This is a genomic window from Streptomyces sp. NPDC001663 (assembly GCF_042893105.1).
In the GTDB taxonomy this organism is placed as follows: Bacteria; Actinomycetota; Actinomycetes; order Streptomycetales; family Streptomycetaceae; genus Streptomyces.
Window position 1 is genome coordinate 399,032 of sequence record NZ_JBIAUR010000007.1, and the last position, 26,160, is coordinate 425,191.

The window sequence follows — 26,160 nt, forward strand, 5'->3', positions numbered from 1 at the left end:
GATGAGATCCCGTCCGATCGGAAGATCGGGCGGGATCTTTGTTTTGCCTGACGTTCTGTCAGGCGGGCCCGTCACAGTTCCTTCGCGAAGCAGCGGCTTTCCTCGTAGTGCCGGTAGTAGCCGAACTTCTCGCAGGGCTCGTAGCCGCTGGACGTGTACAGGGCGATCGCCTCGGGCTGTTTCGTGCCCGTCTCCAGGACCATGCGGAGCCGGCCGGCCGTGCGGGCGTCGTCCTCAAGGGCGGTCAGGATGCGCCGCGCGAGGCCGCGCCCCCTCATCGCGTCCACGACGTACATCCGCTTGAGCTCGGCGTCGCCGTCGCGGTTGCCCTCGCCGTTGGTGTCCTGGGCGCGCCAGCCGCCCGTGGCGACCGGGCTTTCGTTCTCGTCGTACACGATGAAGTACACGCCGTTCGGCGGTTCGAAGTCCGCCGGGTTCAGGGGTGTCGCGTCTCCGCCGTCGCCGTAGCGGACGTGGTATTCGGCCTGGACCTGGTCGTTCAGCTTCACGGCGTCCGGGTGGTCGAAAGAGACGCGGCGTATATTCATGTCGAAGATCGTACACCTATGCATGAGTCGAATCTGGACTCCGTCCAGTGTGCCGGTATCGTTCCCGCGTGCTCACTGTGACCTCCGTCAATGTCAATGGACTGCGCGCCGCCGCGAAGAAGGGCTTCGTGGAGTGGCTCGCCGGCACCTCAGCCGATGTGCTCTGTCTGCAGGAGGTGCGCGCGGAGCCGCAGCAGCTGCCCGAGCACGTGCGCACGCCCGACGGCTGGCATGTCGTGCACGCGCCCGCCGCCGCCAAGGGCCGCGCCGGCGTCTCCCTCTACACCCGCCGCGAGCCCGACCGCATCCAGGTGGGCTTCGGGTCGGCCGAGTTCGAGACCAGCGGGCGCTACGTCGAGGTCGACCTGCCGGGTGTCACGGTCGCGTCCCTCTACCTGCCCTCCGGCGAGGTCGGCACCGAGCGGCAGGACGAGAAGGTCCGGTTCATGGGCGAGTTCCTCGCCTACCTCAAGGCGCTGCGGGAGCGGGCCGCCGCCGACGGGCGCGAGGTGGTCGTCTGCGGCGACTGGAACATCGCCCACCAGCAGGCGGACCTCAAGAACTGGCGCGGCAACACCAAGAACTCCGGCTTCCTGCCGGAGGAGCGGGAGTGGCTGGGGCGGGTCTTCGATGCCGGAGACGGGGGGTACGTCGATGTCGTACGCGCCCTGCATCCGGACGTGGAGGGGCCGTACACCTGGTGGTCGTACCGGGGGCGGGCCTTCGACAACGACAGCGGCTGGCGCATCGACTACCAGGTCGCGACGCCCGGGCTCGCCGCCCGCGCCGTCAAGGCGGCCGTGGAGCGGGCGGCCACTCATGAGGAGCGGTGGTCGGACCATGCTCCGGTGACGGTGACCTTCGAGATGTGAGGCCCCGGCGGCCTTACGCCGATACGTGCTGCAGGGGCAGTTCGATGACGGCGTAGGCGATCACCGAGAAGGCCAGTGCGGTGAGCAGCGTCAGGGCCCGTTCCTTGTGCCGACGTGCCATCAGTAGCGGGATCGCGACCAGGAGCGCCGCACAGGTCCAGGCCTGCGGGGTGTAGTGGAGCACCCACGTGTACTGGATGGACTCCATTCCGAACACGCCCGCCAGCGCGGCCAGTCCGACGACACGGCGGCGTGCGGTGTGCCCGCGCCGCCACCATGCTCCCGCGGCACCGAACAGCGGGCCGCTGACCAGCGCCATCGCCAGCCACACCAACGGCCAGAACGGACTGCCCATGCCGTCGCGGCCGAACTCCGCGTAGCCGTAGTAGCCGACGACCAGGCCGATCGTCGTGCACAGGCCGGCGAGCACCGACTTGCGCAGGGCCATGTGCGCGGCGGCCGCCAGCGCGCCGGTGGTGAACGCCGGAACGCACCACACCGCGCCGGAGTTGGCGATCTGGTTCGAGGCGCCGGAGAGCCCGCCCTGGGCGAGGTTGGTGAGAACGCCGAGCGCGATTCCCGCCGCCGGCGCGGATATCCACCACCGGTTGAGCCCCGTGACCGGGCGGAGGGCTGTGCTGATCGTCATGCCCGCGACTATACACACCGGCTATACACACTTGCTATACATGTCGTGTATAGCTACAGGTGAGGGTGAGTGGAGGAAGTGCAACGGGAAGGTCCCGCCCTGCTACCCCTGCTTCCGCAACCGCCGGTCCAGCGCCAGCGAAAGTTCCGCCTCCACCACGCTCCGGGCCAGTGGCCGCAGGCGTTGCAGGTCCTCCTCGCCGGTGTGGCGGAGGACCAGTTCGGCGAACATCTCCGCCAGGTCGTCCACGTGTTCCCGGACGCGCTTGCCGGCCGCCAGGACCTCGGCCAGCGGGATGCCCTCGCGGACCAGGGCCGAGGAGACGTCCAGGAGGCGGCGGCTGATGTGGACGATCTCGTCGCCGTCGGTGCCGAGGTAGCCGAGGTCCAGGGCGGCCGCGAGGTTCTCCGGGGTGACCTGGCCCTCGAAGCGGGCGGCGAGTTCCTCGGGGGTGAGGCGGACCGGTTCCTCCTCCGTCGGCTCGACGCCGAGCACGGCGGCGACGTCGCGGCCGTGGTCGAGGGCCTCGGCCAGTTCCGCGATGCCGCTCAGGGTGTGGCCGCGTTCCAGGAGCGCCGCGATCGTGCGCAGCCGGGCCAGGTGGTGGTCGTCGTACCAGGCGATACGGCCCTCGCGGCGCGGTGGCGGGATCAGCTTGCGTTCGCGGTAGAAGCGCAGGGTGCGGACCGTGATGCCGGCCAGTTCGGCCAGCTCCTCCATGCGGTATTCACGCTTCTCCGTCACGTCGGCAGCCTATGTTGTACTGCCGGTAACTTTCCCGGGCCCGCCCCCTACCGATCGGTACGGACCTGCTCTACCCTCCCATTGCGCCAGTGTTTACTGGCACGGTCGCGCAGGAAGGGCGTCGGCATGGCTGAACGGGAGCATGTGCGGGTGGCGGTGATCGGGTCCGGGTTCGGCGGGCTCGGGGCCGCCGTGCGGCTGCGGCGCGAGGGCGTCACCGACTTCGTCGTACTCGAACGGGCCGACAGCGTGGGCGGCACCTGGCGTGACAACAGCTACCCGGGGTGCGCCTGTGACGTGCCCTCGCACCTGTACTCGTTCTCCTTCGCGCCCAATCCCGACTGGCCGCGCACCTTCTCCGGACAGGAGCACATCCGTGCCTATCTGGAGCATGTGACGGACGTCTTCCGGCTGCGCCCGCACATCCGCTTCAACTCCGAAGTGAAGATGATGACCTGGGACGGCGAGAAGCTGCGGTGGGAGATCGAGACCAGCAGTGGGAGGCTCTCGGCCGACATTGTCGTGTCCGCCACCGGGCCGCTGTCCGATCCCAAGATCCCCGAGGTCCCCGGGCTCGACTCCTTTCCCGGCAAGGTCTTCCACTCCGCCCGCTGGGACCACGACTACGACCTGCGCGGCAAGCGCGTCGCGATGGTGGGGACGGGGGCCTCTGCCATTCAGATCGTGCCCGCCATCCAGCCGCAGGTCGGGCGACTCACCCTCTTCCAGCGGACTCCGCCCTGGGTCATGCCCCGCGTCGACCGTGCCATCACCGGCGCCGAGCGGGCGCTGCACCGGGCGCTGCCCTTCACGACGCAGGCCCGGCGCGGACTGCTGTGGGGGCTCCGGGAGTTGCAGGTCCAGGCGTTCACCAAGCACCCGGGCGAGCTCGGTTTCATCGAGAAGCTGGCCAAGCAGAACATGGCCCGGGCCATCAAGGACCCGGCCCTGCGCGCCAAGCTCACCCCCGACTACCGCATCGGCTGCAAGCGGATCCTGCTGAGCAGCGAGTACTACCCGGCGATCGCCCGGCCCAACGTGGATGTCGTCGCCAGTGGGTTGAGCGAGATCCGCGGGTCCACCGTCGTCGCCGCCGACGGGAGCGAGGCCGAGGTCGACGCGATCGTCTTCGGTACGGGCTTCCACGTCACCGACATGCCGATCGCCGACCGGGTCGTGGGCGCGGACGGCAAGACGCTCGCCGAGGCCTGGAAGGGCGGGATGGAGGCGCTGCGGGGTGCGTCCGCGGCCGGGTTCCCCAACTGGATGACGATCATCGGGCCCAACACCGGGCTCGGGAACTCGTCGATGATCCTGATGATCGAGTCGCAGCTCAACTACATGGCCGATTTCGTACGGCAGTTGGACGTCCTCGGTGGCCGCGCCGCCCTCGACGCCCGGCCGGGCGCCGTCGCCGCCTGGAACACGCGTGTGCAGGAGCGTATGAAGCGGACGGTGTGGAACACCGGCGGCTGCACCAGCTGGTACCTCGACGCGAGCGGTCGCAACACCACCATCTGGCCGGGTACGACGTCCGAGTTCCGGCGGGCGACGCGGCGGGTGGATCTCGCGGAGTACGAACTCCTTCGTGCCCCGGTCAAGTCCCGTACGGAGGTGGACGCGTGAGCCGGCTCATGCACGTCAGGACCGGGCCCTACGCCCCGCCCGTCCCCGTCCGCGAGCTCGTCGCCGTCTCCGCCGACGGCGCCCGGCTGCACGTGGAGGTGCACGGTCCGCAGGACGCGCCCGCCGTCGTCCTCGCGCACGGCTGGACCTGCTCCACCGCCTTCTGGGCCGCGCAGATACGGGACCTCGCCGTCGACCACCGGGTCATCGCCTACGACCAGCGCGGCCACGGACGCAGTCCGGCGAGCCCGGCGTGCAGTACGGAGGCGCTCGCCGACGACCTCGAAGCCGTACTGGAAGCGACCCTCGCGACCGGTGAGAAGGCCGTGGTCGTCGGGCACTCCATGGGCGGCATGACGGTGATGGCGGCTGCCTTGAGGCCCGGCTTCCGGGAGCACGCGGCCGCCGTACTGCTGTGCAGCACGGGGTCTTCGCGGCTGGTCGCCGAGTCGACCGTCGTACCCCTCCGCCCCGGGCGGCTCAGGACCTGGCTGACCAAGCACATCCTGGGGTCAAGGGCGCCGCTCGGGCCGGTCACGCCGATCGCGCGGCGGATCCTGAAGTACGGGACGATGGGGCCGGGTTCGGCGCCGCACATGGTGGAGGCGTGCGCGCGGATCGTGCACGCGTGTCCGCGCAAGGTGCGGTACGCCTGGTCGCAGGTGCTCGATCTGCTCGATCTCGACCACGGCGTACGGGAGTTGAGGGTGCCGACGGCTGTCGTCGCCGGTACGGCGGACCGGCTCACGCCGCCCGTGCACGCGCGGGCACTGGTCGCCGCGCTGCCGAACTGCGTGGGCAACACCGAGTTGCCGGGCGTCGGCCACATGAGCCCGGTGGAGGCGCCCGAGCTGGTCAGCGGCCGGATCCGGGAGCTCGCCACGACGTACGCAACGATCAAGGAGGGCGCATGAGCAGGGTCAGCCTCGAAGGACAGGTCGCCGTCGTCACGGGCGCCGCGCGCGGCGTGGGCGAGCTGCTCGCGCGGAAGTTGTCGGCGCGCGGGGCCAAGGTGGCACTGGTCGGGCTGGAGCCGGACGCCCTCAAGCAGGTCTCCGAGCGGCTGCACAGCGAAAGCGACCACTGGTATGCCGACGTGACGGATCACGAGGCCATGACCCTGGTCGCCGCCGAGGTCAAGGAGCGGTTCGGGAAGGTCGACATCGTGGTCGCCAATGCGGGTGTGGCGACCGGTGGGCCTTTTGTGGACTCCGATCCGGAAGCCTGGCGGCGCGTGATCGAGGTGAACCTGATCGGGTCGGCCGTAACTGCCCGTGCTTTTCTGCCCGTTCTGATGGAGAGCCGCGGCTATCTGCTGCAGATCGCGTCCCTCGCCGCCATCACTCCGGCGCCGATGATGACCGCGTACTGCGCGTCCAAGTCCGGTGTGGAGGCGTACGCGCACAGTCTGCGGGCCGAGGTCGGGTACAAGGGCGTACGGGTCGGGGTCGGTTATCTGTCGTGGACCGACACGGACATGGTGCGCGGGGCCGACCAGGACGAGGTCATGCGGGAGCTCAGGCAGCGGCTGCCGTGGCCGTCCAACAAGACGTATCCGCTGGGGCCGGCGGTGGACCGGATCGTGGCCGGGATCGAGCGGCGGTCGAGCCATGTGTACGGGCAGTGGTGGCTGCGCGGGATGCAGGGCGTGCGCGGGTATCTGCCGGGGCTCATCGGGACGGTCGGGCAGCGGGAGATGCGGCGGTTCGGGGACCGGCTGGAGGGCATCCGGTCGGGGCTCGTCGGTGCAGGTGGGGCGGCGGACGAGGCGGCTCGCGCTACGCACCGTAACTGATCGAAATGCGCGCGTTGTTCCGGCATGTGAATCTGGTCGAGGCCCGATCAAGGGCCTTTCCCCCACCCACTACGGGAGTGAACCCACATGGGTATGAAGGACAAGTTCCAGGACCAGTCGGAGCAGTGGCAGCAGCAGGCCAAGCAGAAGGCCCAGCAGGCCCGGGAGCAGGGTCAGCAGCGCAGCCGCCAGGGCGGCCAGACGCAGGGTCAGGGCCAGGGCCGGCCGCAGCACCAGGGTCAGGGCCAGGGCCGCGACCGCATGCGCGACGAGGAGACGGAGCGGCTCCAGCGCGAGGAGCAGGACCGCTTCGACCAGGACTATGACGCCTGACGTCGACGTCCTGCGCTGACTGGGAAGGGTGCCCCTGACGAGGGGCACCCTTTCTCATGTACGAGGCGGCAGCTTCGGCCTCGACCGGTTCGGGACGTGGGAGTAATCCGGCGGCGTTGCCGGGGGATTGGTCTCCAGCAGGTCCACCGCCAGCTGTACCGCGTCGTCGAGTTGGGCGTGGCGGCCCTCCGCCCAGTCCAGGGGGGTGCGGAGGATCTCCAGGTCCGGGGTCACACCACGGTTTTCGACGCCCCAGCCGTACGCGTCGAACCATGCCGCGTTCATCGGGACCGTGATCACCGTGCCGTCGCCGAGGCGGTGGCGTCCGGTCATGCCGACCACTCCGCCCCAGGTGCGCTGGCCGATCACCGGGCCCAGTTTCAGAAGCTTGAAGGCTGCCGTGATCATGTCGCCGTCGGAGGATGTCGCCTCGTCGGCCAACGCAACCACCGGGCCTCGCGGGGCGTTTGAGGCGTACGACACCGGCTGGGCGTTACGGGTGAGGTCCCAGCCCAGGATCGTGCGGGTCAGTTTCTCCACCACCAGTTCGCTGATGTGGCCGCCGGCGTTGCCTCGTACGTCCACGATCAGTGCGGGCCTGGACACCTCCATCCGCAGGTCCCTGTTGAACTGGGCCCAGCCCGAGCCGCCCATGTCCGGGATGTGCAGATAGCCGCAGCGGCCGCCGCTCAACTCCCGTACCACGGCTCGGCGTTTGGCCACCCAGTCCTGGTAGCGGAGGGGGCGTTCGTCGATCAGGGGGACCACGGCGACCCGGCGCGCGCGGCCTGCCACGCCCTCCGCCGGGGTGAAGGTGAGCTCGACCGTCGTGCCGCCCGCTCCCGCCAGCAGCGGGTACGGTCCCGTCAACGGGTCCACCGGGCGGCCGTCGACATGGGTCAGTACCGCGCCCTCGCGGATGCCCGTACCCGCCAGCGGTGAGCGCGCCTTCGAGTCCGACGATTCGCCGGGCAGGATCCGCTTGACCACCCAACCCTCGTCCCTGCGTACGAAGTTGGCGCCCAGCAGGCCCTGCAGACGCTGGTAGTGCGGCGGGCCCTCGTTGCGGCGGGCGGCGCTGACGTAGGCGTGCGAGGTGCCCAGTTCGCCGAGCACCTCGCGCAGGAGGTCCGCGAACTCGTCGGGGGACGCGACCCGTTCGACCAGCGGGCGGTACTGGTCGAGCACCGCGTCCCAGTCGACTCCGCACATCCCCGGGTCCCAGAAGTAGGCCCGGATCAGCCGGCCGGCCTCCTCGTACGACTGGCGCCACTCCGCCGCCGGGTCGACCTGGTGCAGGATGCGGCGCAGGTCGATCCAGACGGTCGTGTCGCCGTCGCCGGACTCGGACGAGGGGACCGCCCGCAGCTCGCCCTCGTCCACCACGACCAGCCGGCTGCCGTCGCCGCTGACCGCGAACCAGTCCAGGTGCTCGACGAGTTCGGACTTCTTGGCCTTGCTGATGTTGAAGTACTCCAGGGTCGGACGGCCGGTCATGTCGTCCGGGTTGGCGAACGTCTCGCCCAGCGCCCCCGAGATCGGCCAGCGCAGCCAGACCAGTCCACCGCCCGCGACCGGGTACAACGCCGAGTACTTGGAGGCGGTGACCGGGAAGGGGGTGACCCGGTTCTCCAGCCCTTCGATCTCGACGGTCACTGCTCCGTCGCCCTCTTCCTCCTCTACGGGGTCGAGGCCCCCGGCGGCCGGCCGGCCCTCCGGGTTCAGCGCGAAGGGGGAGGGGGTCGCGGAGGACAACGGCACCAGATAGGGGCGGCAGCCCAGCGGGAAGGACAGGTCGCCGGTGTGGACGTCGTACACCGGGTCGAAGCCCCGCCAGGAAAGGAAGGCGAGGTAGCGGCCGTCCCGTGTGAACACCGGGTTCTCGTCCTCGAAGCGGCCATCGGTCACGTCGACGATCAGGCGGTCCTTTATGCGGGCCATCTTGATCTGGCGGAGCGTGCGGCCGATCCCCGGGTGCGACCACGTCAGCCACGCGCCGTCCGGTGAGAACGCCAGGTCCCGCACCGGCCCGTTGACCGACTGGATCAGCTCGGTGACCTCTGCGTTGGAGCCTTCGGTCGCGTCCAGCAGAAGTAGCCGTCCATCGTGCGAGGCGATGGCGAGGCGCTCGCCCTGCGGGTCGGCGACCAGCTCCAGCACCCTGCCCAGCGCTCCCGAGGCGAGCCGGCGGGGCTCGCGGTCCCCCGTCGCCCGCGGCAGATAGGCGATCTCGATCGCGTCCTCGCCCTCCGCGTCCGTGACATACGCGACCTGGCCGACCGAGCCGAGCATCTCCGGGAGCCGGACCCGTACACCCGGAGTGTCGGTGATCGTGCGGGCGGGCCCGTCGCGGTGGGTCAGCCAGTACAGGCTGCCGCGTACGACGACTGCACTCGCGCGGCCCGTCTCGTCGACCGAGATGCCGTCCACGTGCTGGGCCGCCGGGACCTGGTACGTACGGCGGCCCGCGCGCGGCCCGCTCAGCCGTACGTCCAGGCGGCGCGGCTCGGAGTCGGCGGCCAGGTCGTCGACGATCCACAGGTCCCCGGCGCACTGGTACACCACCCGGGTGCCGTCGCTGGATGCGTGCCGGGCGTAGAAGGCGTCGTGGTCGGTGTGGCGGCGCAGGTCGGAGCCGTCGTAGGCGCAGGAGTAGAGGTTGCCGATGCCCTCGTGGTCGGAGAGGAAGGCGATCCGGCCGCCGACGAACATGGGGGAGTGGAGATGGCCCTCGAGGTCGGCGAGGAGCCGTTCGCCGTGCAGCCAGAGACGCCCCGTCGCCCCGCCCCGGTACCGCTTCCAGGCGGCCGGTTCGTGCGGCGGGGTGCCGGTGAGCAGGAGCGTTCTGCGCTCGCCGTCGATCTCGGCGACCTGGATGTCGGAGACCGGGCCCCAGGGGAGCTTGCGGCCGGGGGCGCCGTCGGTGGAGACCTTGTAGGCCCAGGTGAAGTAGGAGAAGGGCTCGCCGTGGGAGGCGACGGCGAGGATGGTTCCCTGGGGCGTCCAGCCGCACACCTGGGTGTCGGCCGACCCCCAGTGGGTGAGCTGTCTGCCCGGGCCGCCGTCCACCGGCACCACATGGATCTCGGGGACCAGACTCCGCCAGCTCGTGTACGCGATCGTGCGGCCGTCCGGCGAGAAACGGGGATGGCCCACTTTCGTACGGTCGACGGTCAGGCGCCAGGCGCGGCCCGGGCCGTCGAGAGGGGCCAGCCACAGGTCGTCCTCGGCCACGAAGCACAACAGATCGCCGCTCAGATGCGGCAGGCGCAGATAGCTCACCTCCCCATGCTTTTCCGGGGAATGGGGCGGAGCAACTTATGTTCCGTTCACCTTCGTGAGCCAGCACACGTACGAAACGGTTTCGTTTCGCTCGTGTTCAGGGTATCTTCATGAACGTACGAAGAAGGCGCGCTGACGGCGCATCCCGAGCGGGAAGGTGAGTGGCATGACTGAGGTCGCAACGGCGCGTCGCAGTCGGATCACGCCCGAGCGTGAGGCCGAGTTGTACGAGGCCGTGCTCGACCTGCTCAGGGAGGTCGGCTACGACGCACTCACCATGGACGCCGTGGCGGCCCGCACCAAGTCCAGCAAGGCGACGCTCTACCGCCAGTGGGGCGGCAAGGCCGAGCTGGTCGCGAAGGCGGTGCGGCACAACAAGCCGGGACCGTCGTTCGACGACATCGACACCGGCTCGCTCAAGGGCGACCTGCATGCCCTCACTCTGCGGTCGGACGACTGCGAGATGGAGGCGAACTCCGCGCTGATGCGGGGTCTGGCCATGGCGATCCACGGCAACCCGGACCTCCTCAAGGCGTTCCGGGAGCACCTGATCGAACCGGAGATGGCGGAGTTCCGCCGTGTGCTGCAGCGGGCGATCGACCGCGGTGAGGTCCGTGCGGACAACCCCGCGATCGACTACATGATCCACATGATGATCGGCGGGTTCGCCGCCCGCAGCATCATCGACGAGCAGCCGCCGAACCAGGCCTTCCTTCTCTCGTACATCGACGCGGTGGTCCTCCCCGCCCTCCGCGCCTGACACCTCCCCACCCCTCCCCAGCACCTGACGTCACCGCTCAAGTCGTCGGGACGGTCACCCCTGCCTTCCCCACCGGGTGATCACCCCTGCCCTGCACCATCACACGACCTGACCGGGAGTACGCCTCCGTGGCCACGTTCCTCTACCGGCTCGGCCGGTTCGCCTTCAGGCGACGCCATTTCGTCGCCCTGTTCTGGGTGGCGCTGCTGACCCTCGCCGGAGTCGGCGCGGCCTCCGCGCCCGCCGCCGGATCCACCTCCTTCTCGATCCCCGGCACGGAAGCGCAGAAAGCTTTCGACCTGCTGGAACAGCGCTTCCCCGGCATGAGTGCCGACGGTGCGACAGGCCGTGTCGTCTTCAAGGCGCCGGCCGGCGAGAAGATGACCGACGCCGACAACAAGGCCACCGTCGAGAAGACGGTGAAGGAGCTGGCCGACGGCTCCGAGGTCACCTCCGTCGCCGACCCCTACAAGGCGAACGCCGTCAGCAAGAACGGCACGGTCGCCTATGTGTCCGTGAAGTACGACGTCTCCGGCATGGAGCTCAAGGACGCCTCCCGGGACGCCCTGGAGAATGCCGCGAAGGACGCGCGGAACGCGGGGCTGACCGTCGAGATCGGCGGTGACGCGCTGCAGGCCGGGGCCGAACCCGGGGCGGCCGGTGAGATCGTCGGTCTGGCCATCGCCGCCGTCGTCCTCGTCATCACCCTGGGCTCCCTGGTCGCGGCCGGGCTGCCGCTGCTGACGGCGATCATCGGCGTCGGCATCGGCGTCTCCACCATCACCGTGCTGGCCAAGACGCTCGACCTCGGTGACACGACGTCCACGCTGGCGCTGATGATCGGCCTCGCGGTCGGCATCGACTACGCGCTGTTCATCGTCTCCCGCTACCGCGGCGAGCTGGCCGAGGGCCGGTCCCGCGAGGAGGCGGTCGGCCGGGCCGCCGGTACGGCAGGTTCGGCGGTGGTCTTCGCGGGCCTCACGGTGGTGATCGCACTGGCGGGCCTCGCGGTCGTCAACGTGCCGATGCTGACGAAGATGGGCCTCGCGGCGGCGGGCACGGTCGTGGTGGCCGTCCTCATCGCGCTGACCATGATCCCGGCGCTGCTCGGATACGCGGGCAAGAAGGTCAAGCCGGCGGGCGAGAAGCGCCGGAAGGCCAAGCAGGGCGCCGCCGGGAAGCCCGGACTGGGCGAGCGCTGGGCGAGCTTCGTCGTCCGCCGTCCGGCCGCGGTACTGCTGCTCGGCGTGGTCGGCCTGGGTGCGGTCGCCGTCCCGGCCACCCAGCTGGAGCTGGGCCTGCCCGACGACGGCTCGCAGCCCACCTCCACGACACAGCGCAGGGCGTACGACTTGCTGTCGGAGGGCTTCGGCCCCGGCTTCAACGGCCCCCTGATGATCGTCGTCGACGCCAAGGACAGCGCCGATCCGAAGGCGGCGGTCACCGCGGTGTCCGACGACATCAAGGGCCTCAAGGACGTCGTGACGGTGACCCCGGCGGTGTTCAACAAGGCCGGCGACACCGCGACGATCACCGTGATACCGGCGTCCAAGCCGTCCTCGACGCAGACCGAGGACCTGGTGCACGCCATTCGCGACAAGGGCGCGGACGTCAGGGCCGACACGGACGCCAAGGTCCTGGTCACCGGCACCACCGCGATGAACATCGACTTCTCGCAGAAGCTGAATGACGCGCTGATCCCGTACCTGGCCCTGGTGGTGGGCCTCGCCTTCCTCCTGCTGATCGCGGTCTTCCGCTCCATCCTGGTCCCGCTGAAGGCGGCCCTCGGCTTCCTGCTCAGCGTGCTCGCCGCGCTCGGTGCCGTGGTCGCGGTCTTCCAGTGGGGCTGGCTCGGCGGACTGCTGGGCGTGGAGCAGACCGGCCCGATCATGTCGATGATGCCGATCTTCATGGTGGGTGTGGTCTTCGGTCTCGCGATGGACTACGAGGTGTTCCTCGTGACCCGTATGCGGGAGGCGTACGTCCACGGGGAGACGCCAGGCCAGGCCATCGTGACCGGCTTCCGGCACAGCGCCCGGGTCGTGGGCGCCGCCGCGGTCATCATGATCGCCGTCTTCGGTGGCTTCATCAGCTCCAGCGAGTCGATGATCAAGATGATCGGCTTCGGGCTCGCGATCGCCGTCTTCTTCGACGCGTTCGTCGTCCGCATGGCGATCGTGCCGGCGGTCCTCGCCCTGCTCGGCAAGAAGGCCTGGTGGCTGCCGAAGTGGCTGGACCGGGCGCTGCCGAACGTGGACGTCGAGGGCGAGGGCCTGAAGAACCTGGACGACGACACGAAGGGTACGGACGCGGACGAGGACCGGGAGCTGGTGCGGGCCTGACGCTTCGCGGCGCCGGATTGGGGCGGCCTCCCGAGCTGCATGGTGTAGTGCGCTACACCATCGCTTCGGGAGGCCGCTCTCTCGTTGCGCAGGGCGCCGGACGGGATCGTTGAGGACGGGTCGAAAAGACCCCGAATCCCCGAATCCCAGTCCCGGAAGGGCTCTGCCATGTCTGCCGTCGCCGCCGTCAAGAAGTTCGTCACCGACCTCGTCCTGTGGACCTGCTTCGCCGGCGGTCTCGCCGTGAGCGCGGGCGCGGGTGCCGTGGTCGACGACAGCACCCAGAAGAACATCGCCACCGGCGTCGGAACGGTCGTCGCGCTGCTCGCGGGCACGCGGATCGCGAAGAAGCCGAAGATCAAGGCGTTCCTGGGCCGCCCGGGCACGCTCTGGTTCCTGTTCCTCTTCAACGGCGCCACGGCCGCGGCCATGTACTTCACGATGGACGGCATCAAGGGCATCGTCGCCGCCGCGATGATGGGCCTGGTCTCCCTGGGCGCGGCGGGCGGTCTCGTGGCGGGGCGGAGGCAGCGGGCGCAGGCGTGGCTCCCACGCGCAGAGTGAGGTCCCCTCAAGGAGAACGCACCGTCAGCTCCGCCCACACCGTCTTGCGTGGATACGGCCCCGCCGCCACGCCCCACCGGTCCGCGAGGGCGTCCACCAGGAGCAGGCCGCGGCCCGACTCGGCGTCCGGGGCGGCCGGTGTGAGGCGGGGGAGGTGGTCGCCCCGGGTGTCGGTCACCTCGATGCGGAGGGTGTCGGCGACGACGTAGAGGGTCACGCGGAAGTCCCTTCCCGGTACCCGCCCGTGCGTCGCCGCGTTGGCCGCCAGCTCGGCCACGATCTGTGTTGCCTTCTCCAACGGCAGTTCCCAGGTGCGGAGTTGCTCCGCGGCGAGGAGGTGGGCGAGGCGGGCGCCGCGGGGTGTGGGGGACAGGAGGACCGTGAAGTTGCGGATGGGGTTCTCGAGTTGGCGGTGGATCTCGGTGGTTCCTTGATTCATGTCACTCAGAGTGGCGGGTTCTGGTTCTCTGGGTGAGTGATCGCCCTTGTACGTAGCGTGACTGTCCCGGCTTTGTCCTGCGCTGTCTCGGCTGTCTCGGGGGTTGTACGGGTACGACAGCGCGTTGGAGGTGGGCATGAACGAGGTTGCGGACGAGGCCGGTTGGGATGTCGAGCCCGGGGATGAGATTGCGCCGTTGGTCCAGGCCGTGGGCCGGCTGCTGAGGGTGTGCCGCGAGGCGAAGGAGATGAGGGTCGCCGAGCTCGCTGAAATCATGGGCTACGGCGAGGACATGATCCGCAAGATCGAGCGCGGGGTGCGGATTCCGCGACCCGAGTTCCTGGACCGGGCGGATCGGGTCCTCAATGCGCAAGGGCACCTCACGTCGTTCGGCGAGGACATGCGCAAGGCCCGCTACCCGAAGAAGGTGCGGGAGTTGGCGGATCTGGAGGAGCGGGCGGTCGAGGTGCTCCTCTACCGCAACCACAACATCCACGGCCTGTTGCAGACGCCGGAGTACGCGAAGGCGCTGTTCGAGACGCACCAGCCGGCGCTGTCGTCCGCCGTGGTCGAACGCGAAACGGCGGCCCGCATGTCTCGTAAGGCGATCTTCGAACGGGACCCGGCCCCGACGCTCGGCTTTGTCCAGGAACAGGTGACGCTGGAGCGGCCGATCGGCGGGAAGATGGTGTTGCGCCGACAGCTCGAACATCTGCTGGAGGTGGCGCAGTTGAGGAACGTCACGTTCCAGGTCATGCCGACCGAGCGCGAGGACCACGCAGGCATGCAGGGGCTGATCGACGTGCTGAAGTTCGGTGACGGCACGTCGATCGGGCGTTCCGACGGCGCGTTCAACGGGCGTCCGGTCTCAGGCCCGCGTGATCTTCAGATCCTCGAATTGCGCTATGGGATGATCCGGGCGCAGGCTCTCACGCCGAGGGAGTCGCAAGCCTTCGTCGAGCAAGTGCTGGGGAGATTATGAGCACCACGGAACTCCGCTGGTTCAAGAGCAGCTACAGCGACAGCAGCGAGCCCGGCGACTGCGTCGAGGTTGCGGTAGCCCCCACCACCATCCACATCCGCGACTCCAAGACGGCCCCCCAAACCCCCCACCTCACCGTCACCCCCACCACCTGGAATTCGTTCGTGACGTTTGTATCCGGCAGCTAACCTGCCGGGCATGACGCCTGCTGACTCCGGAGCCCACCCCCGTTTCGCCGACGCCCTGCGGGAGCTGGGCCTCGGTGAGCTGAACGACCGTATCCGCCGATTCCCGGACGCGACCCGCACCGCCGTCGAGGCCGCCGCCGCGATCGGGTGCGAACTGAGTCAGATCTGCAAGTCGCTGATCTTCGCGGCCGACGGCGTCCCGGTGTTGGTGCTCATGGACGGGGCGTCCCGCGTGGACGTCGAGCGGGTCCGGCAGGAACTCGGCGCCGAGAAGGTGACGCGGGCCAAGGCGGACGTCGTACGGGAGACGACCGGGTACGCCATCGGAGGTGTGCCGCCCTTCGGGCACCGTACGAAAACCCGGGTCCTCGCGGACCGTTCGCTGCTCGAGCACGACGTCGTGTGGGCCGCGGCCGGGCACCCGCACGCCGTGTTCCCCATGGAGCCCAAGGACCTCGTCGCCCACGCCGGTGCCGCCCTCGTCGACGTGCGCGAGCACACCTCGTGACGCCGCTGGTCGCCGCCGCCGTCCTGTTCGCCGCGGTCACGCACGCCAGCTGGAACGCGATCGCCCACCAGATCACGGACAAGCTGGTCGGCTTCACCCTGATCGCCGGCGGCGGCATGCTCATCGGGCTGGCCATGGTGCCGTTCGTGGCGTTCCCGGCGGCCGCCGCGTGGCCGTATCTCATCGGCTCCGCCCTCATCCACGTCGCGTACTACGTACTGCTCATGCGGTCGTTCCGGCTCGGCGACTTCGGCCAGGCGTACCCGATCGCCCGCGGCACCGCGCCTCTGGTGGTCACCCTCCTCGCCGCCCTCTTCGCTCACGAGGTGCCGGACGGCTGGGCCGCGGCGGGCATCGCGGTGTCCTGCGCGGGACTGACCGGCGTCGCGCTGTGGGGGCTGCGCGGCAGCCGCCCGAACTGGGCCGCGATCGGCGCGGCCCTGGCCACCGGGCTGACGATCGCCGGGTACACGGTCGTCGACGGGCTGGGCGTACGCGCCTCCGGCTCGTCCCTCGGCTATATCGCCTGGCTGATGGCGGTGGAGGGCGTGGCGATCCCGGCGTTCGCGGCCTACCGGTGGCGCGGCCAACTGGTGCCTACGCTGAGGCCGTTCGCGGCCCTGGGGCTCCTGGGCGCCGCGCTGTCCGTGCTGGCGTACGGCCTGGTCCTCTGGGCCCAGACGAAAGCGGAGCTCGCCCCGATCGCGGCCCTGCGCGAGTCGTCGATCATCGTGGGCGCGGCGATAGGCGCCGTCTTCTTCAAGGAACGGTTCGGAGCACCGAGGATCGCCGCGGCGGGGCTGCTGGTGGTCGGCATCGGGCTGATGCTGCACGCCGGGTAGGCGCTACGGCCGTACCGCCACCGCGTCCACCTCGAACAGCATCCCCGGCAGCGCGAGCGAGGCGACGCCGCTCAGCGTCTGCGCCGGCAGGCGGTCCCCGAAGCGGGCGTGCAGTGCCTTGCCGAGGACCTCCAGCTTGGCGAGGTCGTGGTCCACGATGAACGTGCCCAGCCGTACGACGTGCTCGTAGCCGAGGCCCACCCCCTCCAGCGCCTGCCGCAGCCGGTCGAAGGCCAGGTCCACCTGCGCGGCGAAGTCGCCCGGCACGGGCGCGCCCGTCGCGTCGGAGGCGTACTGGCCGCCGATGAAGACGAGTTGGCCGGGCGCCGAGACGGCGTGGCTGTAGCCGAACGGCGTCGGGTCGTGGAGGGCGGGCGGGTTGGTAATGGTGCGCTGGTCGGGCGTCATGAACCGTCGAACGTCCCGGCCCGCCCCGTCCATTCCGCCGTCCATTCCGCCGTTCATTCCGTCGTGCGTTCCACCGGCCACTGCGCCGTCCAGTGGTGCGTTCGCGTCCTTCGAGGAGCACCCTGGAAGCAGGTGTTCCGGAGGTGATCGTCATGACGAAGACCGTCGTGGGATGGCACGTTGAGATGGAGTTCCAGGAGGACGAAACGCACACGCGGGCGGTCGCGATGGTGCGCCTGTCCGACGGGACCGAGGTACGGGCCCACGGGCACGCCAGCCGCCACCACACCGACTCCAATCAGCCGAGGGTGGGCGAGGAGATCGCCGGCGCACGGGCGCTGAACGAACTCGCCATGCAGCTGCTCACCAAGGCGCACGGCGAGATCGACTCGGCCTCCGGCCGGACCTCGCACCCGATCAACGTATGAGCGTCACCTGACGGATGTGCTTACGGCCCGCACCAGCGCCTGCGCCCGCGGATCCGCCGTCACGCTCTTGCGGAAGCCGTTCGTCACATAGCCGAAGGCGATGCCGGAGTCGGGGTCGGCGAAGCCGAGGGCGCCGCCGCGGCCCGGGTGGCCGAAGGAGGTGGGGGACAGGAGCGGGGAGGCCGCTCCGTGCAGCATGTAGCCGAGGCCGAACCGTGTGTTCACCACCAGCACGCGGTCCGGTCCCGCGCTGCGCTCGGCGCGGGCCAGCTCCATCGTCTCCGGCGTGAACAGGCGTGTCCCGCCGTCCACTTCGCCGATCAGCGATGCGTAGAAGCGGGCGAGTCCCTCGGCTGTCGCGATGCCGTTGGAGGCGGGGAGGGCGGCGGCGCGGTAGGCCGGGTCGTTCTCGTCGGGCAGCGGCGTGATCGCGGCGAAGGCGCGGCGGGTGAGGGAGGCGGGATCGGCGTAGGCCTCGGAGACCGCCCGCTTGGGGCGGGTGCGGAGGCCGTGGGGGTCCACCGGGGGGTCGTCGAGCTGGGCGACCCGGCCGACGCGCGCCTGCTCGGCGTACGGCAGCCCTAGCCGGAAGTCGGCCCCGACCGGACCGGCGATCTCGTCGGCGATCCACTCACCGATACCGCGCCCGGTGATCCGCCGCACCAGCTCGCCGGTCAGCCAGCTGTACGTCTGCGCGTGGTACCCGTGGTCCGTGCCCGGCTCCCACACCGGCGCCTGCGCCGCGACCGCCGCGGCACCGAGGTCGGGGTCCGCGGCCTCGGCGGGCGTGAGGGGGCGGTCCAGCACGGGCACGCCGGTGCGGTGCGCGAGCAGATGCCACACCCGCGTCCGCTCCTTGCCGGCCGCCTTGAACTCCGGCCAGTAGTCCCCGACCGGTGCGTCCAGGTCCAGCTCCCCGCGCTGGCTCAGCAGCAGGAGTACGGCGGCTGCGACGCCCTTGGTCGCCGAGCGCACGATCTGGGCGGTGCCGTGCTGCCAGGGCTCGGTGCCGTCGACGTCCTGCGCACCGCCCCACAGGTCCACGACCTTGCGCCCGTCCCGGTAGACGGCGACGGCCGCCCCCCGGTCCCCGAGCACCTCGAAGTTCCGCACGAACGCTTCCCTGACCGGCTCGAAGCCGTCGGCGACTGCGCCGTTCACGTCCACGCCCGCACTTCCCTCCGGTACACCTGCGACTGTGGGGGCAACACCCCCGTACAGCCTGCGATTCCCGGGTGTCGCTACCCCAACAGGATCGTTACGTCGATGTTGCCGCGGGTCGCGTTCGAGTACGGGCAGACCTCGTGGGCGGCGTCCACCAGCTTCGCCGCGATGTCCGGGTCGAGGACGGGGAGGGAGACACTGAGGGCGACCGCGAGGCCGTAGCCGCGCTGCTTGTTGGGGCCGATGCCGACCTTCGCGGAGACCGTGGAGCCGGTGAGGTCGAAGCCGGCCCGGCGGCCGACCAGCACCAGGGCGTTGTGGAAGCAGGAGCTGTAGCCCGCCGCGAAGAGCTGCTCGGGATTGGTGCCGTTGCCGTCGCCGCCGAGCTCCGGCGGCATCGCGACCTGCAGCTCGATCTGCCCGTCCTGACTGGTGACATAGCCGTCCCGGCCGCCGTGTGCGGTCGCCTCGGCGACGTACATGATCTTCGACGGTCGGGTGTCGACGGCGGTGTCGTCGCTCATGGCGCTCATGGCTGGCTGCCCCCCAAAACGAATGCGCACAAGTACATCGTGCACAAGGTACTGGCCGGTAGGTCAGCAGCTGTTACCAGGGGGTAGCGACCGCGGGTAACCCGAGATCAGCGGGTCCGGTCGGCCGCGGCTTCCGCCTTTCGCGTCAGCCGCCACAACTCCTCGCGCAACCGGACCACCTCCGGCTCCGCGAGTTCCGCCGCCGCAAGCAGCGAGGCCGGTACGCACTGAGCGCGTTCCCGCAGCTTCTCCCCGCGCCCGGTGACCGCGACGAGCACCGAGCGCTCGTCCCGCGCCGACCGCTCCCGCCGCACCAGTCCCGCCGCCTCCAGCCGCTTCAGCAGCGGGGAGACGGTGCCGTAGTCGAGCCGCAGGGCGGCTGCCAGCTCCTTGACCGTCGTCTCGCCGCGCTCCCAGAGCACCAGCAGGACGAGGTACTGGGGGTAGGTGAGGCCCAGCTCGTCGAGAAGCGGGCGGTATGCGGCCGTCACCGCGCGCTGGGCGGCGTACAGCGCGAAGCACAGCTGCTGGTCCAGCAGCAGCGAGGCACTGTCGTCCGCGGGCTTCTCGTTCGTCACGCGCCCATTGTCACGGAACGCGGATCGAAGCCGAACGGCAGCTCCAGGCGGTGGGCGCGCATCATCGCTTCGTCGGAGAGAAGTTCGCCCGTCTTGCCGTCCGCCGCGATCACGCCCTCGCTCAGGATGAGCGAGCGCGGGCACAGCTCCAGGGCGTACGGCAGGTCGTGCGTGACCATCAGGACGGTGACGTCCAACGAGCGCAGGATGTCGGCCAGTTCACGACGGGAGGCCGGGTCGAGGTTGGAGGAGGGCTCGTCCAGGACGAGGATCTCCGGTTCCATGGCGAGGACGGTCGCGACGGCGACCCGGCGGCGCTGGCCGAAGGAGAGGTGGTGCGGGGGGCGTTCCTTGAACTCCGCCATACCGACCTGCGCCAGCGCCCGGTCGACCCGAGCCTCCAGCTCCGGGCCCTTCAGCCCGGCCGCCGCCGGTCCGAACGCCACGTCCTCGCGGACCGTCGGCATGAACAGCTGGTCGTCCGGGTCCTGGAAGACGATGCCGACCTTGCGCCGGATCTCCGCCATGTGCCGCTTGCCGACGGGCAGTCCGGCGACCGTGACGGTGCCCGCGCCGCCGGTCAGGATGCCGTTGAGGTGCAGGACCAGGGTCGTCTTGCCGGCGCCGTTCGGGCCGAGCAGCGCGACCCGTTCACCGCGCCCGATCGTGAAGTCGACGCCGAACAGGGCCTGGTGGCCGTCGGGGTAGGCGAAGGCGAGGCCGGAGACCTCGAGCGAAGCAGTACTCACAGGGTCCATCCCAGCAGGCAGACGACGAGGGCGGCGACGGGCAGCGCGAGGGCGTACGACCACTGCGCCCGGGACGCGGTCACCTCGTCGATCACCGGCATCGAACCGGCGTAACCACGGCTGACCATGGCCAGATGCACGCGCTCCCCGCGCTCGTAGGAGCGGATGAAGAGGGCCCCGGCGGACTTCGCGAGCACACCCCAGTGCCTGACGCCCCGCGCCTCGAAGCCCCGGGACTCCCGCGCGATCCGCATCCGCCGCATCTCGTCCGTGATGACATCGCCGTAGCGGATCATGAAGGACGCGATCTGGACGAGCAGCGGCGGGAGCTTCAACCGCTGCAGCCCCAGCAGGAGTTCGCGCAGTTCGGTGGTAGAGGCGAGCAGCACCGACGCGGCGACGCCCAGCGTGCCCTTCGCGAGGACGTTCCACGCGCCCCACAGGCCGTTCACGCTCAGCGACAGGCCCAGGACGTCCACCCGCTCGCCCTCCGCCACGAACGGCATCAGCACCGCGAACGCGACGAACGGCACCTCGATCAGCAGCCGCTTCAGCAGGAAACCGGCGGGCACGCGCGCGACATACGCGACGACGCCCAGCAGCACGGCGTACAGGCCGAACGCCCACATCGCCTCCCGCGGCGTCGACACCACGACCACCACGAAGCCGAACGCGGCGGCGAGCTTGGTGTGCGGCGGCAGGGCGTGCACGGGCGAGTGCCCGTGCCGGTACAGCCTGTGCGCGTGCCCGGCCCCCATGTCAGACCGCGCTCGTGTTCGCGGGCGACACTTCGGTCGTACGACGCCTGCGCACCGCCCAGAACACCGTGCTGCCCGCGACGACGGTCACGCCGACGCCGATCACGCCCGCCAGCCCCCCGGACAGGCGGGCGTTCTCGACGTCCTTGACCCCGTAGTCGGCGAGCGGGGAGTCGGCCGAGGCGTGCTTCTCCACATTGCGGTCGATGCCCTTGTCGCGGGCGACCTTCTCCAGGCCGTCGGGGTTCGAGGAGGCGTAGAAGCTGACGAACCCGGCGAGGACGACGGAGGTCACGAGGCCGGTGATCCACAGGCCGCGGCGGGAGGTGCGTGCCGCGACGGGCGCGGGCGCCGACGGCACGTCGACGAGCTCGCCGTTCACCCGCAGCTTGAGCTTCTGCTCCAGGCCCCGCGCGCCGTACACGAGATCCGGGCGTACGGCGATGACCGCGCCGACCGTCAGTGCGGTGATCGCCGCCTCGCCGATGCCGATCAGGACGTGCACGCCGATCATCGCGGTGGCGACCTTGCCGATGGCGATGTCGGTGGTGCCGCCTACGGCGTAGAGGAAGGTGAACGCGACCGCGGCGGCCGGGACGGAGACGAGCGCGGCCACGAAGGAGGCGACCGTCACGGAGCGGTGCCTCCGCGGGAGCACCTTCACCAGGCCACGGAAGACCGCGTACCCGACGACCGTCGTGACGATCGCCATGTCGGTGATGTTCACGCCGAGCGCGGTCAGCCCGCCGTCCGCGAACAGAATCCCCTGCATGAGCAGGACCACGGACACGCACAGGACCCCGGTGCAAGGGCCGACAAGGATCGCCGCCAGCGCCCCGCCCAGCAGATGTCCGCTGGTCCCCGCCGCGACGGGGAAGTTCAGCATCTGCACGGCGAAGATGAACGCCGCCACCAGGCCGGCCAGCGGCGCGGTGCGTTCGTCCAGCTCGCGGCGGGCGCCGCGCAGGCTCACGGCGATGGCACCCGCGGCGACGACTCCGGTCACGGCGGAGGCGGGAGCGTTGATGAATCCGTCAGGCACATGCACCGTTCGATGATAGAGGCTTGTTGCGAACTCTTTGCAAGAGCCAGGGCCTCGTGCACCGTGCACAGTTCGTCGCGGATGTGAGTTGTCCTACGCCAGGGGGCGTGATCCGGAAAATATGGGACATTGGAGAGGGGTGGACGCACAGCTTCCACACAGATGACGCAGCGTGAGAGGTCCGTCACGATGTATTCAGTCGAACAGTACGCACGAGCCCACATCGTCACGGACGCCGACATCCCCGAGGACGAGACCATACCCGTGGTTCTGCGCTACGACCCCGAGGCCGACCCCCGCTCGGTGCGGGTCGGACTTCCCGGGACGCAGACGCACGACGGGATGCACGAGTGGACGTTCTCGCGATCACTCCTCGAGCAGGGCCTGCGCGCTCCGGCCGGCACCGGTGAGGTCCGCGTCTGGCCGTGCGGGCGGGTGCAGGCCGTCGTCGAGTTCCACTCGGCCCAGGGCGTCTCGGTGGTGCAGTTCGAGAGCAAGGCCCTGCTGCGGTTCCTGCGCCGCACCTACATGGCGACGGCGCCGGTCGGCCGCTGATCAGCCCATCTTCAGCAGTGCCGCCACGATCGGGCCCGCCGTGTCGCCGCCGTGGCCGCCCGCCTGGACGACGCCCGCGGCCGCGAGGTCGCCGCGGTAGGCGGTGAACCAGCCGTTCGGCTTCTTCTGGCCGTCGACCTCCGCGGAGCCGGTCTTGGCGCCGACGTCGCCGTAGACCCCGGACATCGCCTTGGACGCCGTGCCGTAGCCCGCCGTGTACCGCATGACCTCCTTCAGCCAGCCCTGCGTCTGCGCCGACATGGTGCGCGAGGCCTTCGCCAGCGTGCGGTGGTCCACGTCGGGGGAGACCAGGTACGGCTGGCGGAAGACGCCCGACTCGACGGTCGCCGACACCGAGGCCATGTTCAGCGGGTTCATGCGCACCCCGCCCTGCCCGATCAGCGAGGCGCCCATCTGCGCGCCGCTCTGCACCGGGATCGAGCCGTCGAAGGTCGGGACGCCGATGGCCCAGTTGTTGAGGCCGAGGCCGTAGACCTGCTGGGCCTCCTTCGTCAGGTCGCTGTTGGACAGCTTCGGCGCGAAGTTGATGAAGGCGTTGTTGCAGGAGGCCCCGAAGGCCAGCTTGAACGAGCCCTGCTTGATCTCGGAGTCGTCGTCGTTGTGGAACGTCCAGCCCGCGAGCTTGTACGTCTTGGGGCAGGGGTGCGACTGGTCCGGTTTGACGAGCCCCTTCTCGAACAGCATCGTCGACGTCACGACCTTCATCGTGGAGCCGGGGGCCAGGGAGCCCTGGAACGCCACGTTGAAGCTGCGGCTGTTGTTCGCCACGGCCAGGATCTCGCCGGTCGACGGACGGATCACGACGACCGAGGACCGTGCCTTCGCGGCGACCTGCCGCTCGGCCGCGGCCTGGAACGTCGGGCTCAGCGTCGTCTTCACCTTGCCCGGCGTGCCCTTGCTCATCGTGAGCAGTGTCTTGTCGGACAGCTTCGCCTTCTGGGAGGCCTTGCCCCGCACCACCTGGAGCTCGATGCCCGCCTTGCCGCCTGCGGTCTTGCCGTACTTCTCGCGCAGGCCGTCGAGGACCGGGCCCAGCGAGGCGTACTTCGCGGTGGTCAGCTCGCCGCCGTCACGGTCGTACGCCTTGACCGGCGGGGTGCCGGACTCGCCGGTGACCAGGGTGTCGCCGTCCTTGAGGTCGGGGTGGACGACCGAGGAGTGCCAGTCGACCTGCGGCTTTCCGGTCTCCTTGTTCCGCACGACCGTCAGCGAACTCTCGTACGCGAGCGGCTTGGTGGTGCCCTTGTAGGAGACGGTGCCCTTGACGGAGAAGGGGACCTTGTCGCCGGTGCGGGTGCCGGCGGTGAGCGTGACGTCCTTGATGTGGGCGTCCTTGGTGTAGCCGGTGAGCAGGGCGGTGGCCGCCGTCGAGTCGCTCGTGACGGCGGCCGCCTGCGTCACCTTGCCCGTCTGCCAGGACGTGAGGAACGTCGTGGACGCCGACTGGACCTCTTTCGCCGACAGCGGCCCGGTCTTGACCTTGGGCTTGTTGTCACCGGACGAGGACGTGGCCGACGTCCGGTCGTCGGCCGCCGAGCCGCCGGTCAGCGCGTAGACGCCGAAGCCCGCGCCGACGACCACCACGGCGATCATCCCGCCGACCACGGCGGGCCTGGTCTTCCGTCGCTCGGCGACGCGCCTTCTGTTGCCCACAGTTCCCGTTCCTTCGCGGTGTCCCCAGGGTCCCCGTTGCCCTCATGCATCCCAATCAACGACGGCAACAGCCTAGAGTCCCGTCCTCAACGGGTGACTTCAGCCTCCTGTTCGTAGCACAGCTGCGACAATCGGGCCGGCCGCGTCAATGCCGTGGCCGCCGTCCTGGGTCATGGCCGCCGCCGCGATGTCGTTGCGGTAACCCGTGAACCAGCTGTTGGACTTGGACTGCCCGTCGACCTCGGCGGAACCGGTCTTCGCGCCGATGCTGCCGCCGAGGCCCCTCATCACGCCGGCCGCGGTGCCACTGGTCGCGGTGCGGTTCATCATCGCGCGCAGCTGCGCGACCGTACTCGCGGACAGGCCCTCGGCGGTGGCGAGTTCGCGGTCGTCCAGCTTGGGCGAGACGATGACCGGCTGCCGGAAGCGGCCCGTCATCGCGGTCGCCGTGACCGACGCCATGTTCAGCGGGCTCATCTGCACCTCGCCCTGGCCGATCAGGTTCGCCGCCGTGTCCGGGCCGCCGGAGGCCGGGACCGAGCCGTCGAAGGACGGGATGCCGGTCTTCCAGTTGTCCTGCCCGAGCCCGAAGTGGTCCTCGGCCTCCTTGGTGAGGGAGTCGACCTTCACCTCGTCCGCGTACTTCACGAAGGCCGTGTTGCAGGAGCGGGCGAAGCTGTCGGCGAGGGTGGCCTTCTCGTTCGGGGGCATGTTCTTGAGGTTGTGGAAGGTCTGGCTCTGCCACACCGCCTCGTTCGGGCAGGGCGCCGGGCCGTTCATGCTCGTGATCTTGTTGTCGATGAGCGTGGCCGCGCTGAGGATCTTCATCGTGGAGCCGGGCGCGAGCTTGCCCAGGAACGCCGCGTTGAAGGCGTCGTCGCGGTGGTTGGCGACCGCCAGCACCTCACCGGTGCTCGGCTTCACGGCCACCACGGACGACTCGGCGTACTTCTTCACCGCGGTCTCGGCCGCCGCCTGCACGCTCGCGCTGAGCGTGGTGCGCAGCCTGCCGGCCTTGCCCTTGGCGAGCGTCAGCAGCGAGGTGTCGGCCGAGCCCTCGGCCTGGTGCCGGATCGACAGCTCGATGCCGGGGGTGCCGCCCGCGGTGTCGCCGTACTTGGCCCGCAGCTCGTCCAGGATCGGCCCGAGCGAGGGGTACTTCGCCTTGGTCAGCACGACGTCATTGCGGTCCACGGCCTCGATCGGCGGATCCGCCGCCTCGCCGGTGACGAGCGTGTCGCCCTTCTGCAGCTGCGGATGGACGACGGACGGCTGCCAGTCGACCAGCGCCCGCCCGGTGGTCTTCCCGCGCACGATCGTCAACTTGCTCTCGTATGCGAGGGGCTTGGACTTCCCCTCGTACGACACCGTTGCCTTCACCGTGAACGGAATCGTCGCGCCGCTCGCCGCACCCGGCGTGATCTTCACGCCCTTTATGTGCGCGGCCTCGCCGTAGGCCGTGAGCAGCGGTTCGGCCGCCCCGTCGTTGTTCGTGTACGTCGCCGCGGTCGCCGCCTGCCCCTTCTCCCAGGCCGCGAAGAACTTGGCCGACGTCTCCTTGATCTCGTCCTTGCTCGGCGGCCCGGTCTTCACGGACGCCGACCCGGCCGCCCCCGAACCCCCGCCGTCGTCGTTGAGCGCGGACACGATGTTGTACGCCCCGTATCCGGCGCCGCCCACCATCACGGCGAAAACGCTGCCGATGACGGTGGCCTTGACCCCCTTGCCCATCCTGCGAACCCCTCCCGTGAGCCTTCCACGCGTCTTCTGAACGCGTTCAGAAAAGCCGTTCGTGCT

The 26,160-nt window shown here is 70.0% G+C and carries 28 protein-coding genes; 14 read left to right on the forward strand and 14 right to left on the reverse strand.

Annotated elements, in window-relative coordinates:
• Positions 1–71: 71 nt before the first annotated feature.
• Entirely contained in the window at positions 72–548 is a 477-nt protein-coding gene (locus ACFY1L_RS24390) for a GNAT family N-acetyltransferase (RefSeq protein WP_388827964.1), read from the reverse strand.
• A 47-nt stretch (positions 549–595) separates the two neighbouring features.
• On the opposite strand from ACFY1L_RS24390, the gene ACFY1L_RS24395 reads away from it, so the two are divergent.
• A complete protein-coding gene (locus ACFY1L_RS24395; protein ID WP_388827967.1) occupies positions 596–1,420 on the forward strand; it encodes an exodeoxyribonuclease III in 825 nt (274 codons plus the stop codon).
• Positions 1,421–1,433: 13 nt separating this feature from the next.
• On the opposite strand, the gene ACFY1L_RS24400 is transcribed toward ACFY1L_RS24395, so the two are convergent.
• Both ACFY1L_RS24400 and ACFY1L_RS24405 read right to left on the reverse strand, forming a co-directional pair.
• The gene (locus ACFY1L_RS24400; RefSeq protein WP_388827970.1) at positions 1,434–2,069 is read right to left on the reverse strand and encodes a DUF6518 family protein; all 636 of its coding nucleotides are present in this window, start codon (positions 2,067–2,069) and stop codon (positions 1,434–1,436) included.
• A gap of 102 nt (positions 2,070–2,171) precedes the next feature.
• Positions 2,172–2,813 (reverse strand): MerR family transcriptional regulator, encoded by a 642-nt coding sequence (locus tag ACFY1L_RS24405; protein WP_388827973.1) that lies wholly within the window; start codon positions 2,811–2,813, stop codon positions 2,172–2,174.
• A gap of 126 nt (positions 2,814–2,939) precedes the next feature.
• Here ACFY1L_RS24405 and ACFY1L_RS24410 point away from each other — a divergent pair, with 126 nt between their 5' ends.
• The 4 genes from ACFY1L_RS24410 to ACFY1L_RS24425 all read left to right on the forward strand — a co-directional run bounded on the left by ACFY1L_RS24410 (position 2,940) and on the right by ACFY1L_RS24425 (position 6,567).
• Positions 2,940–4,439 (forward strand): flavin-containing monooxygenase, encoded by a 1,500-nt coding sequence (locus tag ACFY1L_RS24410; RefSeq protein WP_388827976.1) that lies wholly within the window; start codon positions 2,940–2,942, stop codon positions 4,437–4,439.
• On the forward strand, positions 4,436–5,353 hold the full coding sequence (locus ACFY1L_RS24415; protein WP_388827979.1) for an alpha/beta fold hydrolase: 918 nt from the start codon (positions 4,436–4,438) through the stop codon (positions 5,351–5,353). Before ACFY1L_RS24410 ends, ACFY1L_RS24415 begins: the two co-directional genes overlap by 4 nt.
• Positions 5,350–6,234: an SDR family oxidoreductase gene (locus tag ACFY1L_RS24420; protein WP_388827982.1), complete on the forward strand. Its 885-nt coding sequence runs from the start codon at positions 5,350–5,352 to the stop codon at positions 6,232–6,234. The genes ACFY1L_RS24415 and ACFY1L_RS24420 overlap by 4 nt, the downstream gene beginning before the upstream one ends.
• A gap of 87 nt (positions 6,235–6,321) precedes the next feature.
• The gene (locus ACFY1L_RS24425; protein ID WP_388827985.1) at positions 6,322–6,567 is read left to right on the forward strand and encodes a hypothetical protein; all 246 of its coding nucleotides are present in this window, start codon (positions 6,322–6,324) and stop codon (positions 6,565–6,567) included.
• Positions 6,568–6,621: 54 nt separating this feature from the next.
• Here ACFY1L_RS24425 and ACFY1L_RS24430 read toward each other — a convergent pair whose 3' ends face one another.
• A complete protein-coding gene (locus ACFY1L_RS24430) occupies positions 6,622–9,849 on the reverse strand; it encodes a S41 family peptidase (RefSeq protein WP_388827988.1) in 3,228 nt (1,075 codons plus the stop codon).
• Positions 9,850–10,015: 166 nt separating this feature from the next.
• On the opposite strand from ACFY1L_RS24430, the gene ACFY1L_RS24435 reads away from it, so the two are divergent.
• From ACFY1L_RS24435 to ACFY1L_RS24445, 3 genes are all read left to right on the forward strand, one after another.
• A complete protein-coding gene (locus ACFY1L_RS24435) occupies positions 10,016–10,609 on the forward strand; it encodes a TetR/AcrR family transcriptional regulator (protein WP_388827991.1) in 594 nt (197 codons plus the stop codon).
• A 128-nt stretch (positions 10,610–10,737) separates the two neighbouring features.
• Entirely contained in the window at positions 10,738–12,951 is a 2,214-nt protein-coding gene (locus ACFY1L_RS24440; RefSeq protein WP_388827994.1) for an MMPL family transporter, read from the forward strand.
• A 168-nt stretch (positions 12,952–13,119) separates the two neighbouring features.
• A complete protein-coding gene (locus ACFY1L_RS24445) occupies positions 13,120–13,515 on the forward strand; it encodes a hypothetical protein (RefSeq protein WP_388827997.1) in 396 nt (131 codons plus the stop codon).
• Between the two features lie 7 nt (positions 13,516–13,522).
• On the opposite strand, the gene ACFY1L_RS24450 is transcribed toward ACFY1L_RS24445, so the two are convergent.
• Complete coding sequence (locus ACFY1L_RS24450) at positions 13,523–13,954, reverse strand: ATP-binding protein (RefSeq protein WP_388828000.1); 432 nt, start codon at positions 13,952–13,954, stop codon at positions 13,523–13,525.
• Between the two features lie 136 nt (positions 13,955–14,090).
• On the opposite strand from ACFY1L_RS24450, the gene ACFY1L_RS24455 reads away from it, so the two are divergent.
• From ACFY1L_RS24455 to ACFY1L_RS24470, 4 genes are read left to right on the forward strand one after another with little or no spacing between them, the layout of a single operon-like run.
• A complete protein-coding gene (locus tag ACFY1L_RS24455; RefSeq protein ID WP_388828003.1) occupies positions 14,091–14,936 on the forward strand; it encodes a helix-turn-helix transcriptional regulator in 846 nt (281 codons plus the stop codon).
• Positions 14,933–15,124: a DUF397 domain-containing protein gene (locus tag ACFY1L_RS24460; protein ID WP_388828005.1), complete on the forward strand. Its 192-nt coding sequence runs from the start codon at positions 14,933–14,935 to the stop codon at positions 15,122–15,124. Before ACFY1L_RS24455 ends, ACFY1L_RS24460 begins: the two co-directional genes overlap by 4 nt.
• Before the next feature lie 10 nt (positions 15,125–15,134).
• Positions 15,135–15,632: a YbaK/EbsC family protein gene (locus tag ACFY1L_RS24465; protein ID WP_388828008.1), complete on the forward strand. Its 498-nt coding sequence runs from the start codon at positions 15,135–15,137 to the stop codon at positions 15,630–15,632.
• Complete coding sequence (locus ACFY1L_RS24470; RefSeq protein ID WP_388828011.1) at positions 15,629–16,474, forward strand: EamA family transporter; 846 nt, start codon at positions 15,629–15,631, stop codon at positions 16,472–16,474. Before ACFY1L_RS24465 ends, ACFY1L_RS24470 begins: the two co-directional genes overlap by 4 nt.
• 3 nt (positions 16,475–16,477) lie before the next feature.
• On the opposite strand, the gene ACFY1L_RS24475 is transcribed toward ACFY1L_RS24470, so the two are convergent.
• Positions 16,478–16,882: a RidA family protein gene (locus tag ACFY1L_RS24475; RefSeq protein WP_388828014.1), complete on the reverse strand. Its 405-nt coding sequence runs from the start codon at positions 16,880–16,882 to the stop codon at positions 16,478–16,480.
• A gap of 152 nt (positions 16,883–17,034) precedes the next feature.
• Between ACFY1L_RS24475 and ACFY1L_RS24480 the strand changes: the two genes are divergently transcribed.
• A complete protein-coding gene (locus ACFY1L_RS24480; RefSeq protein WP_388828017.1) occupies positions 17,035–17,310 on the forward strand; it encodes a DUF1876 domain-containing protein in 276 nt (91 codons plus the stop codon).
• Between the two features lie 3 nt (positions 17,311–17,313).
• Here the strand turns inward: ACFY1L_RS24480 and ACFY1L_RS24485 are convergent, their stop codons facing one another.
• The 6 genes from ACFY1L_RS24485 to ACFY1L_RS24510 all read right to left on the reverse strand — a co-directional run bounded on the left by ACFY1L_RS24485 (position 17,314) and on the right by ACFY1L_RS24510 (position 22,140).
• Entirely contained in the window at positions 17,314–18,477 is a 1,164-nt protein-coding gene (locus ACFY1L_RS24485) for a serine hydrolase domain-containing protein (protein WP_388828020.1), read from the reverse strand.
• A 74-nt stretch (positions 18,478–18,551) separates the two neighbouring features.
• Positions 18,552–18,998 carry an organic hydroperoxide resistance protein gene (locus ACFY1L_RS24490; protein ID WP_388828405.1) on the reverse strand — a complete coding sequence of 149 codons (447 nt, stop codon included), beginning with the start codon at positions 18,996–18,998 and terminating at the stop codon, positions 18,552–18,554.
• A 116-nt stretch (positions 18,999–19,114) separates the two neighbouring features.
• Positions 19,115–19,585, reverse strand: a complete 471-nt coding sequence (locus ACFY1L_RS24495; protein ID WP_388828023.1) for a MarR family winged helix-turn-helix transcriptional regulator — start codon at positions 19,583–19,585, stop codon at positions 19,115–19,117.
• Positions 19,582–20,343: an energy-coupling factor ABC transporter ATP-binding protein gene (locus ACFY1L_RS24500; protein WP_388828026.1), complete on the reverse strand. Its 762-nt coding sequence runs from the start codon at positions 20,341–20,343 to the stop codon at positions 19,582–19,584. The genes ACFY1L_RS24495 and ACFY1L_RS24500 overlap by 4 nt, the downstream gene beginning before the upstream one ends.
• Positions 20,331–21,092: a cobalt ECF transporter T component CbiQ gene (cbiQ, locus tag ACFY1L_RS24505; protein WP_388828029.1), complete on the reverse strand. Its 762-nt coding sequence runs from the start codon at positions 21,090–21,092 to the stop codon at positions 20,331–20,333. Before cbiQ ends, ACFY1L_RS24500 begins: the two co-directional genes overlap by 13 nt.
• 1 nt (position 21,093) lies before the next feature.
• Positions 21,094–22,140: an energy-coupling factor ABC transporter permease gene (locus ACFY1L_RS24510; RefSeq protein WP_388828031.1), complete on the reverse strand. Its 1,047-nt coding sequence runs from the start codon at positions 22,138–22,140 to the stop codon at positions 21,094–21,096.
• A 183-nt stretch (positions 22,141–22,323) separates the two neighbouring features.
• On the opposite strand from ACFY1L_RS24510, the gene ACFY1L_RS24515 reads away from it, so the two are divergent.
• Positions 22,324–22,689: an SsgA family sporulation/cell division regulator gene (locus ACFY1L_RS24515; protein WP_388828034.1), complete on the forward strand. Its 366-nt coding sequence runs from the start codon at positions 22,324–22,326 to the stop codon at positions 22,687–22,689.
• Here ACFY1L_RS24515 and ACFY1L_RS24520 read toward each other — a convergent pair whose 3' ends face one another.
• Together ACFY1L_RS24520 and ACFY1L_RS24525 are read right to left on the reverse strand one after the other, a co-directional pair.
• Positions 22,690–24,363 (reverse strand): penicillin-binding transpeptidase domain-containing protein, encoded by a 1,674-nt coding sequence (locus tag ACFY1L_RS24520; protein ID WP_388828037.1) that lies wholly within the window; start codon positions 24,361–24,363, stop codon positions 22,690–22,692.
• A 99-nt stretch (positions 24,364–24,462) separates the two neighbouring features.
• Positions 24,463–26,094, reverse strand: coding sequence for a penicillin-binding transpeptidase domain-containing protein (locus ACFY1L_RS24525; protein WP_388828040.1), 1,632 nt, complete (start codon positions 26,092–26,094; stop codon positions 24,463–24,465).
• Positions 26,095–26,160: the final 66 nt, after the last annotated feature.